We start from the raw sequence: 16,465 nt of genomic DNA, 5'->3' as shown, positions 1-16,465 counted from the left end.
GTGAACGAAAAACTTGCCCAATATCGCGAACGGATCGCGCAATATTGGCGGCAATTCGGCAAGAAGCAGCGCATCTACCTTGCCGCGACGGCGGGCGGCCTCATCCTGCTGATCATCATGTTGACGTACTGGTTATCCAGAACCGAATACGAGCTGGCATTCCAGAATCTGGACGCCACGGATGCGGCAGCCGTCATGGATTACCTGAACGAAGAAGGCATTCCGTACCGGCTGGGCAATGACGGCACGAGCATCTCGGTGCCCGCCGCGGTCGCTTCCCGGGTGAAAGTGGAGATCGGTTCCATGGGAATCGTCCGCAACGGTACGATCGGATTCGAGCAGTTCAGGGACTCCGGATCCCGGTTCGGCATGACGGACAATGAGTTCATGGTCCGTTACCGCGACGCCCTGAACGGCGAAGTGGCGCGGCTGCTGAACTCGATGGAAGGCGTCCAGCGCGCCAACGTGCTCATCAACCTGCCGGAGGATTCCGTCTTTCTGAACGATGGGCGCGACCAGGCGTCGGCTTCGATCACGATCGAGTTCAAGCGGGGCTTCAGACCTACGCAGGAACAGATTGACGCCTATTACAACCTGGTCAAGACGGCGGTGCCGAATCTGAGCATCGAGAACATCACGATCTCCAGCCCGCAGGGCGAGCTGGTCGCTTCCGAGAAGGCGGGCGGAGGCACGACGTTCCCTTCGTCCGTGGCGGAGGCGCAATTCAGGATCAAGCGGCAGTACGAATCGGAGCTCAAGCGCGAGATCCAGCAGTTCCTCGGCCAGATGCTCGGCATGCACAACCTCGCGATCAGCGTGAACAGCACGCTGAACTTCGACCAGAAGACTTCGGTGGAAAATCTGGTGCAGCCGCAGCCGGGCAGCTCGACCGGCGTCGTGATCAGCGAAGAGGTCCGCTCCAGCACGTCGACGGGCAAGACAGGGCCCGGCGGCGTGGCCGGAACCGGCGAAACCGACATCCCCGGCTACGACGCGGTGGACGGAACCAGCACGACCAGTTCGGAGGAGACCACCCGCATTTCGAATTACGAGGTCAGCCGCATCCAGAACCAGATCGTGTCCGCTCCGTTCGTCGTGAAGGACCTGTCGATCGGCGTCGGCATCCAGGAAGGCGTGCTCTCCGAGGAGAACCGCGCCTTCGTGACGGATTACCTCACGCGGCTCGTGCGGACGCAGCTCGCGCAATCCGGAATGGAGCTGACGGATGAGGCGATCGCCGCCAAGGTGTCCCTCATCACGCAACCCTTCGTCCAGGACACCGCGGAGCCTTCCGCCGGTCTGCCGCTTGCGGCGATTCTCGCGATCGTGGGCGCGCTCGTCCTTGCGGCGGCGGCCGTCCTGTTCTGGTATCTGCGCAAGCGGAGGCTGGAGCGGATCCGGGCCGAGGAAGAGGCGGCGGCGCTTGCGGCCGAACAGCAGAAGGTGGAACTGCCGACGATCGATCTCGACCAGGTCACGAACGAGTCGCAAATGCGCAGACAGATCGAACATTTCGCGAAGCGCAAACCGGACGACTTCGTCAATCTGCTCCGTACTTGGCTAGTGGAAGAATAGGGGTGTAACGATGGCTAGGGCAGCGGCACAGCAGCAATTGACGGGCAGGCAGAAGGCGGCCATCCTGCTGATCACGCTCGGTCCGGAGGTTTCGGCACACATCTTCAAGCATCTGCGCGACGAAGAGATCGAGCAGCTGACGCTGGAGATCGCGAACGTCCGCAAGGTCGATCCGGAAGAGAAACAGGCGATCCTGACCGAGTTTCACCAAATCTGCATGGCGCAGGAATACATATCCCAAGGCGGCATCCAATACGCGAAGACGATTCTGGAGAAAGCGCTCGGCGAGCACAAGGCGATGGAAGTCATCAACCGGCTGACCGCAACGCTCCAGGTCCGGCCGTTCGACTTCGCGCGAAAAGCCGATCCGGCGCAGATTCTCAACTTCATCCAGAACGAAAATTCGCAGACGATCGCCCTCGTCCTGTCCTATCTGCAGCCGGAGCAGGCCGCTGCGATCCTGTCGTCCCTGCCCCAGGACAAGCAGGCGGATGTGGCGCGGCGGATCGCGCTGATGGACAGTACGTCTCCGGAAGTGATCTCGCAGATCGAACGGATTCTCGAGCAGAAACTGTCCTCGACCGTCACCCAGGACTACACGTCGGCGGGCGGCATCGAGGCGATCGTCCAGATCCTGAACGGCGTCGACCGCAGCACCGAGCGGACGATCCTCGACTCGCTCGAAATCCAGGATCCGGAGCTGGCGGAAGAAATCAAGAAGCGGATGTTCGTGTTCGAGGACATCGTCAACCTCGACAACCGCTCGATCCAGCGCATCATCCGCGACATCGAGAACACGGACCTCATGCTTGCGCTCAAGGTCGCCAGCGAGGAAGTGCGCGAGGTCATCTTCCGCAACATGTCGAAGCGCATGGCCGAACAGTTCAAGGAAGAAATGGAATACATGGGTCCCGTCCGGCTGCGTGACGTCGAAGAGGCGCAGACGCGCATCGTAGCGACGATCCGCAGGCTCGAGGAAGCCGGCGAGATCATCATTGCGCGCGGCGGAGGTGACGACATCATTGTCTAACCTGATCAAGTCCTCCTTCGTCGTCTCGCTCGATGATCTGAAGCGGCTCGAGATCGTCCGGAAGCACCAGCCGGCCTCCGGAAGGCGGCCGGAGGACGCCGGTCCGGGCGAACCGGACGAACGGACGGCGGCGCTCAGGGAACAGATTCTGCGCGACGCCGAAGCCGAAGCCGAGGAGCGCGTGCGCCAGGCGGCCGAGCACGCCGAACGGCTGAAGCGCGAAGCCGAGCAGGAGATCGCGCGCTGGTGGGAAGAACGCCGTGCGCAGGATCTCGAGATCACGGAATCCGCCCGCCGGGCCGGCTACGAACAGGGGTACGCGGAAGGCCGGGCCGAGGCCGAGGAAGCGGTCCGCCGGGAATGGGAAGGCAGGCTCGGGGAGGCGAAGGCGCTGATCGAAGAAGCCTACCGGATGAAGGAAAGCATCATCCAGGAGGCGGAACCGTTCCTCGTCGAGCTCAGCGTCGCCATCGCCGGCAAGATTGTCGACCGCGTGCTGGAGCGGAATCCCGAATGGGTGATCGATCTGATCCGCAAGGCGCTCGCGCGGCGCCGGGAACAGGGCATCATCACGCTGTGCGTGGCGCCGGACCAGCTCGCGTTTGTGCTGGCGGCACGCGACGAGCTCGAGATGGCCGTCGATTCCCAGGCCGAGCTGCAAATCGTTCCGGATCCGACCGTGACGGACCGCGGCTGCGTCATCCGCACGTCCTTCGGCAGCATCGATGCGCGCATCGATACCCAGCTCGAAGAGATCAAGAAGGCGCTGCTGCAGGCCGCGGCGGAGGCCGGGGAGCGGAGGCAGACGGATGAGGGCTTATCGGCTTGACACCGCACCCTACCTGGAGGCGCTCCGGTCCGTCGATCCGATCCGGATGAACGGTAAGGTGACGCAGGTCATCGGCCTGACCGTCGAATCCGAAGGCCCGGATGCGAGGGTCGGCGACGTCTGCCTCATCTATCCCGCCAAGTCGGGCAAGCCGATCCGGGCGGAGGTCGTCGGCTTCCGCAACAACCGGGTGCTGCTGATGCCGCTCGGCGAGCTGCACGCTGTCGCGCCGGGCTGCGACGTGGTCAGCACCGGCAAGCCGCTCACGGTCCAGGTTGGCAGCGAGCTGCTCGGCAAGGTGCTCGACGGCCTCGGGCAGCCGCTGGACGGATCCCGGCTGCCGTCGCGCATGCCGCACTATTCGACGCACAACGTCCCGCCGAACCCGCTGTCGCGCCCGCGGGTGACCGAGCCGCTCGGCATCGGCGTGCGCGCGATCGACGGGCTGCTCACCGTGGGACGCGGGCAGCGGATCGGCATTTTCGCGGGATCGGGCGTCGGCAAGAGCACCCTCCTCGGCATGATCGCCCGGAACACGTCCGCGGACGTGAACGTGATCGCGCTCATCGGCGAGCGGGGGCGCGAAGTGCTCGAATTCATCGAGCGGGATCTCGGGCCGGAAGGGCTCGCGCGCTCCGTCGTCGTCGTCGCGACGAGCGACCAGCCCGCCCTCATCCGGATCAAGGGCGCGCTGATCGCCACGACGATCGCCGAATATTTCCGCGACCGCGGGCTCGATGTGATGCTCATGATGGATTCGGTGACGCGGTTCGCGATGGCGCAGCGCGAAGTCGGCCTTGCGATCGGCGAACCGCCCGCGACGCGCGGCTATACGCCGTCGGTGTTCGCGATGCTGCCGAAGCTGCTGGAGCGGTCCGGCACCGGCAAAAGCGGCTCGATCACGGCGTTCTACACCGTGCTCGTGGACGGGGACGACATGAACGAACCGATCGCCGACGCCGTCCGCGGCATTCTCGACGGGCACATCGTGCTCAGCCGCAGCCTCGCCAACAAGGGGCATTATCCGGCGATCGACGTGCTGGCGTCCGTCAGCCGCGTCATGAACGACATCGTGCCGCCGAAGCAGCTCGAAGCAGCCAACGAGTTCAAACGGCTGCTCTCCATCTATAGAGATTCGGAGGACCTGATCAATATCGGGGCGTATCAGCGCGGATCCAATCCGGAAATCGACCGCGCGATCGAATACTACGACCGCATCCGCAGCTATTCGATGCAGCGGACGGAAGAGAAGGTCCGTTTCGAGGAGTCGCAGGAGCGGCTGATCCGCGAGTTCCTGGGAGGTTAAGCGCTCGGAGATGGCGAAGTACCGGTATCCGTACCAGAAGATCGTCGACCTGAAATCCAGCGAGAAGACGCAGGCCGAATGGCTGCTCGCGGCGGCCGTCGGCAAGCTGGAGCAGGAGGAGCGGACGCTCGAGCGGCTGGAGGAAGAGCGGGCGGCGTGGCTCGGCCGGATGCAGACGGAGGCCGCAAGCGGCGCCAGCCTGGCCGAAATTCAGATGATGCAGTCGTACATCGAGTATTTGGATGCAGCGATCCGCAGGCAGCAGGAGAACGTCCGGCTCGCCCGGGAAGAGAAGGAGCGGCGCCGGGAACACCTCGCCGACCGGATGATCGACGAGAAGGTGTGGCTCAAGGCGAGGGAACGGGATTTCAGGCACTTCATGCTGATGCAGCAGCGGTCCGAGCAGAACGAACTGGATGAAATCGCATCCGTCCGGTTCGTCATCACGGCGAATTGACGGCGGGCCGGCAGGAAGGAGGAGTCAGGCTTGACGGAAGTGGAGGCGGAAAAAAGCTACAGCGGACTGGAGCGGTTCATGTTCTTCCTGACGCCGATCCTGTTCACGCTCGTGCTGGTCGGGGTGCTCCTCACGCTGTTCAGTCCGGATGTGCGCAGCCGGATGCTCGAGACGGCGAACCGGATTCCGCTGCTGGAAAGGATCGTCCCCGATCCCCCGGCGGGCGGCAAGCCGTTCGACGAGAAGGCGATCCGCGAAAGGAACATGGGCGAGAAGATCGCGGAGCTGGAGTCGCAGCTTGCGGCGAAGGAAACCGAGCTCGCCGAGCTTGCCGGCATCCGGGCCGAGCTGGAAGCGAAGGTGGCGCAGCTTGAGGCCCGGGTTGAAGAGCTGACGCGGCAGAACGAAGAGCGGCAGCTCACCGACGAGGAATACCAGGCGCGCATCAGCGAACTGGCCCAGATGTTCGGTCAGATATCGCCGAGCAAGGCGGCGCCGATCCTCGAGAGCATGACGATCGAAGAAATGGTGCTGATCATGGACGCGATGCGTCCGGAGATCCGCGTCTCCATCATGGAGAAGATGACGCCGGGCGTGGCGGCGGAAGCGACGATCCGCCTGAAGGATACGGTCACGGCGAAGGACCGGCAGATCGCCGCGCTGCAGGCGCGGATCAACGAATATGAGTCCGAACGGGCCGAACATTCGGCCAACCTGAGCGACGACCAGATCATCCTGACGTTCAGCTCGATGAGTCCGGACAGCGCGGCGCAGATTCTGCTGCAGATGGCCAGCCTGAACCAGGCGAAGGTGCTCGAACTGCTCGGCTCGATTCCGGCGGCCGCGCGGGCGAACATCATCGAAGCGATGAACAGCCGGGATTCGCAGGCCACGGCGCAGCTCGTCCACCGGCTGGTCGCGCGCTGACCGGCGCGGGAAGCGGGCAACGCGCTTGAAAGGAGGTGAGACAGGTGACGATGGATTTGGCAATGATGGTGGCGGCGCCGATGGCGAACGCGCAGCCGCAGCAGCCGGCAAACGCGGGCCAGGAGGCGCAGGTCGTGCAGACGAACCGGCCGTTCGGGCGCATCCTGGTGGCCAAGGTAGGCGAAGCGGCCGGCGGGCAGAACGGCCAGACGAACTCCGCTCCGGCGATCGTCCGGAAGATGCCCGACGGCGGCTGGTCGAATCTTCCGGCCGGCATGAGCGGCGTGTCGCTGATCGACAGGCTGGATGCGCTGCTGACGCTGCTGGAAGGCGGCGATATCCGGATTCCGGATGAACGGCGGGAGGCAATCGAGGCCGCGCTGAAGGAACTGGGGGCGCTCATGACGGCGTTGTTCGGCATCGAGCTTCCGGTGACGGATGACGGCCGAATCGTTGCCGAGCCGCAGCAATCCGCGGCGGACACGGCGGCGGAGGAGTCGGCGGATGTGTCGCTGCGCGTCGCCGTTCGCGGCGGATGGCACGAGACGATTGCCTTCGTGCGGTCGTTCCTCGCGGAAGGCACGTTCCGGCCCCTTACCGGACGGGAGCAGGCGATGTTCGAATCGCTGATCGCCAGACTGGAGAACGCGTTCGACCCGGCGGACGAGACGGCCGCGCAGTACCCGGAAGCCGGCGAAGCGTCCGGACCGGTCATCGAGATCCGGACTTCGGAGACGGGCAACCGCCCATCGGCGGAGGCGCTGCTCGCCCGGCTGGCCCGTCAGCCGATGCAGGCGTCGGTGGCGGCGCTCATGTCGGAGGCGCAGCGGACGAATGCCGCCGGAACTTCGGGGGCGGCGTCCGCGGCACAGGAGGCGGAAATCGCCATCCAAACCCGGTTCCCGGCCGAAGGTGCGCTGCCGCAGATGGCGGCTGACGCCGAGGCGGTGCAGAATGCCGCATCCGATGCGGTCGAGCCGGTGCCGGTTGCACAGGCCGTCCAGACGGCGAACGCGAACGCGGCGACGCATGCCTCCAGGACGGAGACGCCGGTTAGCCAGCCTGCGCCCGCCGTTCCCGTGGAGCGGTTCCATGAGATCGTCGCGGGCATGGCGGTCAGGCACATCCGGTTGACCGCCGGCGAAGGCGTATCGGAAGCGCGCATCCTGCTCGTGCCGGAGCATCTCGGCGAGGTGGCCGTCCGCATCACGCTGCAGAACGGCCAGCTCACGGCGCAGTTCGTGACGGAGAACGCGGCGGCGCGGGAACTGATTGAGCATCAGTTCGCACAGCTCCGGATCATGCTGCAGAACCAGGGCATCCAGGTCGACCGGCTTGAGGCGACCCAGGGCAACGCGGCGATGCAGAGCCATCTGTTCCAGGAACAGCGGCAGCGCGGCGGACAGGCCCGGCATGAAGGCGGCAGAGACCGGCGCGGCGACGATGCGATGAGCGTGTTCGAGCCGGAACTGATCGAACAGGCCGCCATCCGGGAACTCGGTTACGGGCGAGCGATCAACGTGAAGGCTTGACGGAAAACGGCCCGGACGGAGGTGATGATGCATGGCAAGCGTGGTCTGGCCGAGCTATCACGTGAGCAACGTCCGAGCGGCCGGGGTCGACAGGGAAAGGAACGTGCTGAGCAAGGATGCCTTCCTTCAACTGCTCGTCACCCAGCTCCGGAACCAGAACCCGCTCGAACCGCTCTCGAACACCGAGTACATCGCCCAGATGGCCCAGTTCACGGCGGTCGAGCAGCTCATGAACCTGGCGAACGAAATGTCGGCGCTCCGCAACAATCTCGGCATCGCTTCCGGCCTGATCGGCATGAGCGTCCAATGGACCGAGACGGATCCGGCGACCGGACAACTGATCATCGTGCAGGGCGTCGTCGATTCGATCGTCGTCCGCGATGGAGAGGCGCTGGCGAAGGTCGGCGACCGGGAGATACCGCTCGACAGGATCACGGCGATCTCGCTGCCCGGGGAAGGAGGCGGTGCGGATGGCTGACGGCATCCGGATCGGACATCTCTATCCGGCGGGCAAGCCGCCCGGCATCGGCGGTCCGGCGCATGTCCGGAAGCCGCCCGCAGGCGATGCCGGCGTGTCGTTCCAGGCATGGCTCAAGGCGAGCGAGCTGAAATTCAGCCGGCACGCGGAAATGCGGATGCAGCAGCGGGGCATCAGTCTGAAACCCGAGCAGCTCAGCGAGATCGCGTCCGCGATCGAAGCGGCGGAGGCGAAGGGAGCGAAGGATTCGCTGATCCTGTACCGGGGCATCGCGATGATCGTCAACGTGCCGTCGAAGACGGTCGTGACGGCGCTCGACGGCGGTTCCGCCGAAGGCAACGTGTTCACCCAGATCGACAGTGCGGTAGTCATTTCGTGACGTTAGCGGGCCGGACCTTGACGGGGGCCCTTCAGCCGCGGATCGACGGAAGCGGCTGACCGAATCCACGTTACGGGAGGTTGAACGTTATCCATGCTGAGATCGATGTATTCCGGCGTGTCCGGCATGCGCGGCTTCCAGACGAAGCTTGACGTCATCGGCAACAACATCGCCAACGTCAACACGATCGGCTTCAAGGCTGGGCGCGTCATGTTCAAGGATATCCTGAGCCAGACGGTTGCGAGCTTCACGATGCCGGTGGAAGGCGAGAACGGCGGCGTCAATCCGAAGCAGGTCGGCCTCGGCGTTGCCATCTCGGCGATCGACACGATCCATACGCCCGGCAGCGCGATGACGACGAACGTCGCGACGGACCTGCGCATCGACGGCGACGGATTCTTCGCGATCGCCGCCACGCCGGACCAGGAAGTGCCGTATCTGACCAGGGCCGGCAACTTCATGCTGGATGCGCTGGGACAGCTCGTGACGGCCGACGGTTATTTCGTGTTGAGCGTTGACGGGGAGCCGATCGTGCTCGATCCGGAAATCACGGCCTTCACGATCGGCCAGAACGGATCGATCATCTCGATCACGGCGGACGGCACGATGGAAGATACGGGCATCCAGATCGCGGTCGTGCGGGTGGCGAACCCCGCCGGCCTGGAGAAGATCGGAGGCAACCTGTACCGCGTGACGCCGAACGCGAACCCGGAAGGGGAAATCGAGCTGACGGCGCCGGGCGATCCGGAAGCCGGCACGGGCATCATCATTTCCGGGCAGCTTGAAATGTCCAACGTCGACCTGACGACGGAATTTACCGAAATGATCGTCGCGCAGCGCGGCTTCCAGGCGAACTCGCGCATCATCACGACCTCGGACGAAATCCTGCAGGAAGTCGTCAATCTGAAGCGTTGATATCTCGTTCACTAGGCCGGGCGGGAGGCGGCTCGTCCGCCTCCCCGCGCGGCGGCGAAGGGGGAAACTCATGATCGAGGTGACGCGCCTGAACGGGACGAAGGTGTACATCAACGCGCTTCTGATCGAGACGATCGAGGAAGTTCCGGACACGATCGTCACGCTGCTGAACGGAAAGAAGGTGATGGCTGCGGAATCCGCGGCCGAACTCATCGCGAGGACGCAGGAATACTTGCGCGGAATCGGCCTGGTGGCGTCCGTCATTCGGAGCGAACAATTGGAGGGTCCTTGAGTCATGAAAAGAATGTTGCCTTGGCTGATCACGATCCTGCTCGCCATAACGCTGATCGTCGTCGCGGCCATCTTCATCTATGACCGGGTGTTCAACGACGATCGGGGAAGCGAAGCCGCGAAGATCGTCGAACAGGTGGAACGGGAGAAACTGACGGCCGATGAACGGGTCGCCATGACTGCCGAGATCCAGGACATCCGCACGAATCTGCTCGATACCGATTACATCGTCGTCATGAGTTTCGCCTTCCAGCTCGACAGCAAGAAAGCGAAAGAGGAATTCGAGAAGATCAAGGAGATTGCGATCAAGCCGCTCATCATCCGGACGCTGTCCGACATGACGGAGGAGCAGTTGCGCGGTTCCAAGGGCAAGGACGAGCTGAACGCCAAGCTGTTCAACCTGATCAACCCCGAACTGACGCACGGCAAACTGACCAAGGTCGAAATCACGAACTTCATCATTACCCGGATCTGATCGCGGCGTTGGGCCGCACCGGTTCCTTCCAGGGGGTGATACAGTGGTGGATGTGCTTTCGCAGAACGAGATCGACGCGCTGCTCGCTGCGTTGTCATCCGGCGAGATGGACGCGGAGGAACTGAAGAAGGAAGAGACGCAGAGGCGGATCCGCACCTACGACTTCAAGCGCGCCGTCCGCTTTTCGAAAGACCATCTGCGCAGCCTGACGCGCATCCACGAGAACTTCGCGCGTTACCTGACCACCTATTTCTCCGCGCAGCTCCGGACGTTCGTCCAGATCAACGTGGTGCAGGTCGAGCAGCTTCCGTACGACGAGTTCATCCGGTCCATTCCGAAAATGACGATCCTGAACATCTTCGAAGCCGAACCGCTCGAAGGCCGGATGGTGCTCGAAGTGCACCCGAACGTCGCGTACGCCATGCTTGACCGCATGCTGGGCGGACAAGGCATCGCGCCGAACAAGATCACCGCGCTGACGGACATCGAGAACAGCATCATGGAGCGCATTTTCAACCGGGCGCTGGACAGCCTTGCGGAAGCGTGGAAGACGGTGCTGGAGATCCATCCGCGATTGGAAGGACTGGAGACGAATCCGCAGTTCATGCAGATCGTGTCGCCGAACGAGACAATCGCGCTCATATCGCTCAGCACCAAAATCGGCGATACGACGGGGATGATCAACCTGTGCATACCGCACGTCGTCATCGAGCCGATCATGCACCGGCTCTCGGTGCATCACTGGTTTGTTGCCCAGAAGAAGAACCGCGCGCCTGAAGAGATCGAAATACTGAGCAACCGGGTCAACAAGGCGAAATTGCCGATCATCGCGGAGCTCGGCACTTCGACGATCACCATCCGCGAGTTCCTGAGCCTGCAGCCCGGCGACGTGATCACGCTGAACCGGCGCACCGACGAGGGGCTGCACATCAGGGTTGGCGAAAAGCTGAAATTCATCGGCACGCCCGGCACGATCCGGGACCGCATGGCCGTGCAAATCGACCAGATCGTGGAAGGAGCGGAGGAGGAAAATGACGAGTAAAGATTACTTGTCACAGGAAGAGATCGACGCCTTGCTGCGGCAAGCGAGCGAACCGGACCCGGTACAGCCGGAACCGCAGGAGGAAATGCTCGATCCGGTTGAAGCGGACGCGATCGGGGAGATCGGCAACATCACGTTCGGCAGCGCAGCCACGGCGCTTTCGCAGCTCCTGGGCAAAAAGGTGGACATCACGACGCCGAAGGTGTCGATCATCCGCCGCGACGATCTGGAGGCCGAGTTCCCGAAGCCCCACGTCGCCGTTCACGTCCAGTATGTGGAAGGATTCCAGGGCATCAATTCGCTGGTCATCAAGACGAGGGACGCGCGGATCATCGCCGATCTGATGCTGGGAGGATCCGGAGAAGTCAGCGGCGACGACGAAGAGCTGAACGAGATCCATGTCAGCGCCGTACAGGAAGCGATGAACCAGATGATGGGTTCGTCCGCGACCTCCATGTCGACGATCTTCAACCGCCTGGTCAACATTTCGCCGCCGACCGTCAACATCCTGGATGTGATGAAGGGGGACGGCGTGAACAGCCTGCCGCCCGTCGACGTGTTCGTCAAGGTGGCGTTCCGTCTGACGATCGGCGATTTGATCGACTCGACCATCATGCAGCTGCTTCCGGTTACGTTCGCCAAAGAGCTCGTCCGGACGCTGCTCGGGGGCGATCCGGCCCGGCAGGCGCCATCCGCGCAGGCTGCGGAACCGGCGAGCGCGGCCGCGGCAGAGCCTGCCCAACCGGAACCGCAGCCGGCGATGCAGCAGACGTACGCCCAACAACCGTACGAGCAACAGCCGTACGCCCAGCAGCCCTATCAGCAGTACGCGCAGCAGCCGCCGCAACAGCAGCCGTACATACAACCGCCGATCTCGTCGCAGGGACCGCAAACCTACGGCAACGTACCGACCCGCGGCGTGAACGTGCAGCCGGTACAATTCCCGAGCTTCGGCAACCCGCCCTACGTGCAGGCTGAAGACAACAACTTGAATCTGCTGCTCGACATTCCGCTCAAGGTAACGGTAGAATTAGGGAGGACTTCCAAGCAGATCAAGGAAATTCTCGAGCTGTCCCAAGGGTCGGTCATCGAGCTGGACAAGCTGGCGGGCGAGCCGGTGGACATTCTCGTCAACAACAAGCTGATCGCGAAGGGCGAGGTCGTCGTCATCGACGAGAATTTTGGCGTTCGTGTGACCGAAATCGTCAGCCAATGGGACCGGATCCAAAAACTACAATAGACATCCCGGGAGGAAAAGTACGATGGCACACCGCATTCTGATTGTTGACGACGCAGCTTTCATGCGAATGATGATCCGCGACATTCTGACGAAAAACGGCTACGAAGTCGTCGGCGAGGCGCAGGACGGCATGCAGGCGGTTGAACGTTACAAGGAGCTGAAGCCGGATCTGGTCACGATGGACATCACGATGCCGGAGATGGACGGCATCCAGGCGCTCAAGGAGATCAAGAAGATCGACCCCGGCGCCAAGGTCATCATGTGCTCCGCCATGGGGCAGCAGGCGATGGTCATCGATGCCATCCAGGCGGGAGCGAAGGACTTCATCGTCAAGCCGTTCCAGGCGGACCGCGTCATCGAAGCGATCAAGAAGACGCTCGGGTGACAAGATGCGTATCCGCCCGCATATCGTCGCCGCGCTGCCCGTGGCAGCGGCGGCCTTGCTGCATCCCGCGGCGGCGTTCGGATCGGCACCCGAGGACGATCTTTCGGGCACGGAGAACGCGCCGCCGGAACTTCCCGACGGAATGGACGCGCTCGGCCACGCCGTGTGGGTCATCGTCGCGCTTGTCATCGTCATCATTCTCATCGTGCTTACGCTCCGCTTTCTTGCTTCCCGCACGCGCGCCTGGGGACAAAACCGATCGCTCCGTTCGCTGGGCGGAATCGCGCTTGGGCAGAACAAATCGCTTCAGGTCATCGAGGTCGGCGGGAAGGTGTATCTCGTCGGCGTCGGCGAGAACGTGACGCTCATCGACCGGATTGACGATGCGGAGGAGGCCGCCCGGCTGATCGCCGTTCTGGAAAATCCCGCCCCGCAGCCGTTCAACCTTTCGTCGTTCGGCGATTGGCTGAACCGGATGCGCGGAGGACGAAACAAGGCGACGCCGGACCAGGAGTGGAGCATCACCGAATTCGAAGCCGTGCTGCGGAACAATCTGGAACGGCATGCCGGTACAAAACAGCAGTTCGCGTCGCTGATGAAAGAATCGCAGTCGAAAGATCGGTTGATGGACGAATGAGGACCAAACTGTGGCTGTCCGTTGTCCTGACGGCGGCATTGTTCGCCCTGTTCGGCGATCATCAGGCTTCCGCCGCCATCTTGCCGAACATTGACATATCGATCGGCGGAGAATCGGAGGAACCGAACACGTCCGCGCTGTCGCTTCTGCTCCTTATCACGGTGCTGAGCCTCGCGCCCGCGATTCTCGTGCTCATGACGAGCTTCACCCGGATCGTGGTCGTGCTCGGATTCGTCCGGATGTCGATCGGCACGCAGACGACTCCGCCGAACCAGGTCATCATCGGCCTGGCGCTGTTCCTGACGTTGTTCATCATGGCGCCCACGCCGTCCGAGGTGAACGAGACCGCGCTCCAGCCCTACCTCAGGGGCGAGCTCACGCAGACGGAGGCGCTCGAAGCGGCGGCCGTGCCGATGAAGGAGTTCATGGCCAAGCATACGCGGGAGAAAGATCTGCTGCTCTTCATGCGCTACGCGAAGATGGAACGGCCGGAATCCGTCGAGGACATTCCGATATCCGTGCTCGTTCCCGCGTTCGCGATCAGCGAGCTGAAGACGGCATTCCAGATGGGCTTCATGATCTTCGTGCCGTTCCTGATCATCGACATGATCGTCGCGAGCACGCTCATGGCGATGGGGATGATGATGCTGCCGCCCATGATGATCTCGCTGCCGTTCAAGATTTTGCTGTTCGTGCTGGTGGACGGCTGGTATCTCGTCGTCAAGTCGGCGCTGCTCAGCTTCAATCCTTAACGCCGCGCAAGGGAAAGGACGATTGCCGTGAGCGAGGATTTCATCATCGGTCTGGCGGGCCAGGCCGTCTATACGGTGCTCAAGGCGGCGGCGCCGCTGCTCATCATCGCGCTGGCCGTCGGCCTGATCGTCAGCATCTTCCAGGCCACGACGCACATCCAGGAACCGACAATGGCCTTCATACCGAAGATCGCGGCGGTGCTGGTGGCGCTGATCATCTTCGGGCCCTGGATCTTGAACACGGTCGTCGATTTTGCCTACACCCTGCTCAACAACCTGCATAGGTACATCGGATAGGACCAACGGATCATGGACGGCTTCTTGCAAGGATTTTCTGTTTTTTTGCTGGTCTTTTGTCGAATCACTTCGTTTTTCGTCGCATCGCCGTTGTTCGCGATTCGGCAGGTGCCGGCGCCGTTCAAGATCGGGCTCGGATTCTTCGTATCGCTGATCGTCTACCTTGCGGGCGGCATGCCGCGGACGGTGCCCCAGGACGCGACCTATTTGCTGCACGTCATCCATGAGGTGCTTGCCGGGCTTCTGCTCGGTTATCTCTTCTACCTGTTCTTCGAGGTGGCCCATATATCCGGCGCCTTCGTCGACACCATGATGGGATACGGCATGGCGAACATCGTCGATCCGATGACCGGGGCTTCGGCCCCGCTGACGGGCAATTTCAAATATTATCTGCTGATCCTCGTATTCCTCGCCATGAACGGCCACCATTACATGCTGGCCGCGCTGATGGACAGCTACGAATGGCTGCCGATGGCCGGCGATCTGTACGCGGCGATTGCGGCGGGGAATCTGACGGAACAGCTTGCCCGGACGTTTGCGACGACGTTCCTTCTCGGATTCCAATTGGCCGCACCGGTTCTCGTCGCGATGTTCCTGACCGACGTCGGGCTCGGATTTCTCGCCAAGACGGCTCCGCAGTTCAACGTGTTCGTGGTCGGCCTGCAGGTCAAGATTCTGGTCGGTCTGCTCGTCATGATGGCGGCCCTTGCGGGGTTCGGGGCGTTCTGCTCGTATCTGATGTCGGTCCTGTTCCATCACCTCCGGCTGCTGATGGCCGCGATCACGGGCTGAATCCGGGAAGGGTGGCATGGGATGCAACGACGGTATCGGCTCATCCTTGACCTGCAGCTGTTCAGCCAGGAGAAGACGGAGCCGGCGACGCCCCGCAGAAGGCAGGAAGCGCGCAAGAAAGGCCAGGTCGCCTCGAGCCAGGAAATTCCTTCGGCGTTCGTCCTGCTGTTCGCGTTTCTCGGCTTCCTGATGCTGGGCGGTTACTACAGGGACCGGCTGTACCGCCTGTTCGGCGAATCCTTCGAGAGCGGGCTCACGGCGGAGCTGACCGCGGACTCGCTGGGCCGGTTCGTCTCGCATTGGATGACGGAAATCGCGCTGCTCCTGCTGCCGATCTTCGCGATCGCCGTCATAGTCGGCATCGCGAGCAACCTGTTCCAGTTCGGCTGGCTGTTCACGTTCGAACCGATCAAGCCCTCGCTCCGCAACATCAGCCCGATCCAGGGCGTAAAGCGGCTGTTCTCGAGCCGCGCGCTGGTCGAGTTTGCAAAGAGCATCCTGAAGCTGCTGATCGTGGGACTCATGGTCTATGTGACCATCAGCGGCGAGATGGATTCGATCGTGCTGCTGGACCAGGCGACGCCCGAACAGATCCTGTCGTTCGCCGCGTCGCTGACGCTGTCCCTCGGCATCAAGATCGCCGTTCTGCTCGTCGTGCTGGCGTTGCTGGACTTCCTGTACAACAAATACATGCACGAGAAAAGCCTGCGCATGTCCAAGCAGGACATCAAGGAAGAACACAAGAAGCTGGAGGGCGACCCGCTCATCAAGAGCCGGATCCGCGAGAAGCAGCGCCGCATGGCGATCATGCGGATGATGCAGGAAGTGCCGAAGGCGGACGTGGTCATCACGAACCCGACGCACTACGCGGTCGCCCTGCGATACGACGCGGCGGAGATGGACGCGCCGGTCGTCGTCGCCAAGGGGATCGATTATCTGGCCCTTCGCATCCGGGAGGTCGCGAAGGAGCACGGCGTTACGATCATGGAGAACAAGCCGCTCGCCAGAGCGCTGTATGAACGGACCGAGGTCGGACAGACGATCCCGGTCGACCTGTTCCAGGCTGTGGCGGAAGTGCTGGCTTACATCTATAGATTGAAAGGCCGCATCAGGACGTCCTGAACGG

Annotated in this window: 20 protein-coding genes; all 20 read left to right on the top strand. The window is 62.7% G+C overall.

Annotation, left to right across the window (positions count from 1 at the left end; translation table 11 throughout):
• The 20 genes from fliF (at window position 1) to flhB (ending at window position 16,461) form a co-directional block, all read left to right on the top strand.
• Entirely contained in the window at window positions 1-1,575 is a 1,575-nt protein-coding gene (fliF, locus tag A9Z00_RS04090) for a flagellar basal-body MS-ring/collar protein FliF (protein WP_296974649.1), read from the top strand.
• Window positions 1,576-1,585: 10 nt separating this feature from the next.
• On the top strand, window positions 1,586-2,605 hold the full coding sequence (gene fliG / locus A9Z00_RS04085) for a flagellar motor switch protein FliG (protein ID WP_296974647.1): 1,020 nt from the start codon (window positions 1,586-1,588) through the stop codon (window positions 2,603-2,605).
• Complete coding sequence (gene fliH / locus A9Z00_RS04080; protein WP_296974644.1) at window positions 2,598-3,434, top strand: flagellar assembly protein FliH; 837 nt, start codon at window positions 2,598-2,600, stop codon at window positions 3,432-3,434. The genes fliG and fliH overlap by 8 nt, the downstream gene beginning before the upstream one ends.
• Window positions 3,415-4,740, top strand: a complete 1,326-nt coding sequence (fliI, locus tag A9Z00_RS04075; protein WP_296974641.1) for a flagellar protein export ATPase FliI — start codon at window positions 3,415-3,417, stop codon at window positions 4,738-4,740. The genes fliH and fliI overlap by 20 nt, the downstream gene beginning before the upstream one ends.
• A 10-nt stretch (window positions 4,741-4,750) precedes the next feature.
• Window positions 4,751-5,197 carry a flagellar export protein FliJ gene (gene fliJ / locus A9Z00_RS04070; RefSeq protein WP_296974639.1) on the top strand — a complete coding sequence of 149 codons (447 nt, stop codon included), beginning with the start codon at window positions 4,751-4,753 and terminating at the stop codon, window positions 5,195-5,197.
• A gap of 39 nt (window positions 5,198-5,236) precedes the next feature.
• Window positions 5,237-6,124 (top strand): MotE family protein, encoded by an 888-nt coding sequence (locus tag A9Z00_RS04065; RefSeq protein ID WP_296974750.1) that lies wholly within the window; start codon window positions 5,237-5,239, stop codon window positions 6,122-6,124.
• A gap of 50 nt (window positions 6,125-6,174) precedes the next feature.
• Window positions 6,175-7,656 (top strand): flagellar hook-length control protein FliK, encoded by a 1,482-nt coding sequence (locus A9Z00_RS04060; RefSeq protein WP_296974746.1) that lies wholly within the window; start codon window positions 6,175-6,177, stop codon window positions 7,654-7,656.
• A gap of 31 nt (window positions 7,657-7,687) precedes the next feature.
• Window positions 7,688-8,134 (top strand): flagellar hook capping FlgD N-terminal domain-containing protein, encoded by a 447-nt coding sequence (locus A9Z00_RS04055; RefSeq protein ID WP_296974637.1) that lies wholly within the window; start codon window positions 7,688-7,690, stop codon window positions 8,132-8,134.
• Window positions 8,127-8,513, top strand: a complete 387-nt coding sequence (locus A9Z00_RS04050) for a TIGR02530 family flagellar biosynthesis protein (RefSeq protein WP_296974635.1) — start codon at window positions 8,127-8,129, stop codon at window positions 8,511-8,513. Before A9Z00_RS04055 ends, A9Z00_RS04050 begins: the two co-directional genes overlap by 8 nt.
• Before the next feature lie 93 nt (window positions 8,514-8,606).
• A complete protein-coding gene (gene flgG, locus A9Z00_RS04045; protein ID WP_296974632.1) occupies window positions 8,607-9,428 on the top strand; it encodes a flagellar basal body rod protein FlgG in 822 nt (273 codons plus the stop codon).
• A 70-nt stretch (window positions 9,429-9,498) separates the two neighbouring features.
• Window positions 9,499-9,720 (top strand): flagellar FlbD family protein, encoded by a 222-nt coding sequence (locus A9Z00_RS04040; RefSeq protein WP_296974629.1) that lies wholly within the window; start codon window positions 9,499-9,501, stop codon window positions 9,718-9,720.
• Window positions 9,721-9,723: 3 nt separating this feature from the next.
• The gene (locus tag A9Z00_RS04035; RefSeq protein WP_296974626.1) at window positions 9,724-10,194 is read left to right on the top strand and encodes a flagellar basal body-associated FliL family protein; all 471 of its coding nucleotides are present in this window, start codon (window positions 9,724-9,726) and stop codon (window positions 10,192-10,194) included.
• 43 nt (window positions 10,195-10,237) lie between these two features.
• A complete protein-coding gene (fliM, locus tag A9Z00_RS04030) occupies window positions 10,238-11,236 on the top strand; it encodes a flagellar motor switch protein FliM (protein ID WP_296974624.1) in 999 nt (332 codons plus the stop codon).
• A complete protein-coding gene (gene fliY / locus A9Z00_RS04025) occupies window positions 11,226-12,476 on the top strand; it encodes a flagellar motor switch phosphatase FliY (protein WP_296974623.1) in 1,251 nt (416 codons plus the stop codon). Before fliM ends, fliY begins: the two co-directional genes overlap by 11 nt.
• A 22-nt stretch (window positions 12,477-12,498) precedes the next feature.
• Entirely contained in the window at window positions 12,499-12,861 is a 363-nt protein-coding gene (locus A9Z00_RS04020) for a response regulator (protein WP_296974621.1), read from the top strand.
• Between the two features lie 4 nt (window positions 12,862-12,865).
• Window positions 12,866-13,498, top strand: a complete 633-nt coding sequence (locus tag A9Z00_RS04015) for a flagellar biosynthetic protein FliO (protein WP_296974618.1) — start codon at window positions 12,866-12,868, stop codon at window positions 13,496-13,498.
• Window positions 13,495-14,250, top strand: coding sequence for a flagellar type III secretion system pore protein FliP (gene fliP / locus A9Z00_RS04010; protein ID WP_296974616.1), 756 nt, complete (start codon window positions 13,495-13,497; stop codon window positions 14,248-14,250). Before A9Z00_RS04015 ends, fliP begins: the two co-directional genes overlap by 4 nt.
• Before the next feature lie 27 nt (window positions 14,251-14,277).
• The gene (gene fliQ, locus A9Z00_RS04005) at window positions 14,278-14,547 is read left to right on the top strand and encodes a flagellar biosynthesis protein FliQ (RefSeq protein ID WP_296974614.1); all 270 of its coding nucleotides are present in this window, start codon (window positions 14,278-14,280) and stop codon (window positions 14,545-14,547) included.
• Between the two features lie 12 nt (window positions 14,548-14,559).
• On the top strand, window positions 14,560-15,339 hold the full coding sequence (gene fliR / locus A9Z00_RS04000; RefSeq protein ID WP_296974612.1) for a flagellar biosynthetic protein FliR: 780 nt from the start codon (window positions 14,560-14,562) through the stop codon (window positions 15,337-15,339).
• Between the two features lie 21 nt (window positions 15,340-15,360).
• Window positions 15,361-16,461, top strand: coding sequence for a flagellar biosynthesis protein FlhB (flhB, locus tag A9Z00_RS03995; protein WP_296974610.1), 1,101 nt, complete (start codon window positions 15,361-15,363; stop codon window positions 16,459-16,461).
• The last annotated feature ends 4 nt before the right edge of the window (window positions 16,462-16,465 follow it).

This window comes from Thermobacillus sp. ZCTH02-B1, from assembly GCF_002159085.1.
Taxonomy (GTDB): Bacteria; Bacillota; Bacilli; order Paenibacillales; family Paenibacillaceae; genus Thermobacillus.
Note: the sequence above shows the minus strand (reverse complement) of the source record. Positions and strands in the feature narration are given on the sequence as shown.

Coding starts and splice junctions, on each gene's coding strand:
- A9Z00_RS04060 (WP_296974746.1), top strand. CDS start 6,175: ATGGATTTGGCAATGATGGTGGCGGCGCCGATGGCGAACGCGCAGCCG.
- fliI (WP_296974641.1), top strand. CDS start 3,415: ATGAGGGCTTATCGGCTTGACACCGCACCCTACCTGGAGGCGCTCCGG.
- A9Z00_RS04050 (WP_296974635.1), top strand. CDS start 8,127: ATGGCTGACGGCATCCGGATCGGACATCTCTATCCGGCGGGCAAGCCG.
- fliR (WP_296974612.1), top strand. CDS start 14,560: ATGGACGGCTTCTTGCAAGGATTTTCTGTTTTTTTGCTGGTCTTTTGT.
- fliG (WP_296974647.1), top strand. CDS start 1,586: ATGGCTAGGGCAGCGGCACAGCAGCAATTGACGGGCAGGCAGAAGGCG.
- fliJ (WP_296974639.1), top strand. CDS start 4,751: ATGGCGAAGTACCGGTATCCGTACCAGAAGATCGTCGACCTGAAATCC.
- flgG (WP_296974632.1), top strand. CDS start 8,607: ATGCTGAGATCGATGTATTCCGGCGTGTCCGGCATGCGCGGCTTCCAG.
- A9Z00_RS04015 (WP_296974618.1), top strand. CDS start 12,866: ATGCGTATCCGCCCGCATATCGTCGCCGCGCTGCCCGTGGCAGCGGCG.
- A9Z00_RS04035 (WP_296974626.1), top strand. CDS start 9,724: ATGAAAAGAATGTTGCCTTGGCTGATCACGATCCTGCTCGCCATAACG.
- A9Z00_RS04040 (WP_296974629.1), top strand. CDS start 9,499: ATGATCGAGGTGACGCGCCTGAACGGGACGAAGGTGTACATCAACGCG.
- fliP (WP_296974616.1), top strand. CDS start 13,495: ATGAGGACCAAACTGTGGCTGTCCGTTGTCCTGACGGCGGCATTGTTC.
- A9Z00_RS04020 (WP_296974621.1), top strand. CDS start 12,499: ATGGCACACCGCATTCTGATTGTTGACGACGCAGCTTTCATGCGAATG.
- A9Z00_RS04055 (WP_296974637.1), top strand. CDS start 7,688: ATGGCAAGCGTGGTCTGGCCGAGCTATCACGTGAGCAACGTCCGAGCG.
- flhB (WP_296974610.1), top strand. CDS start 15,361: ATGCAACGACGGTATCGGCTCATCCTTGACCTGCAGCTGTTCAGCCAG.
- fliY (WP_296974623.1), top strand. CDS start 11,226: ATGACGAGTAAAGATTACTTGTCACAGGAAGAGATCGACGCCTTGCTG.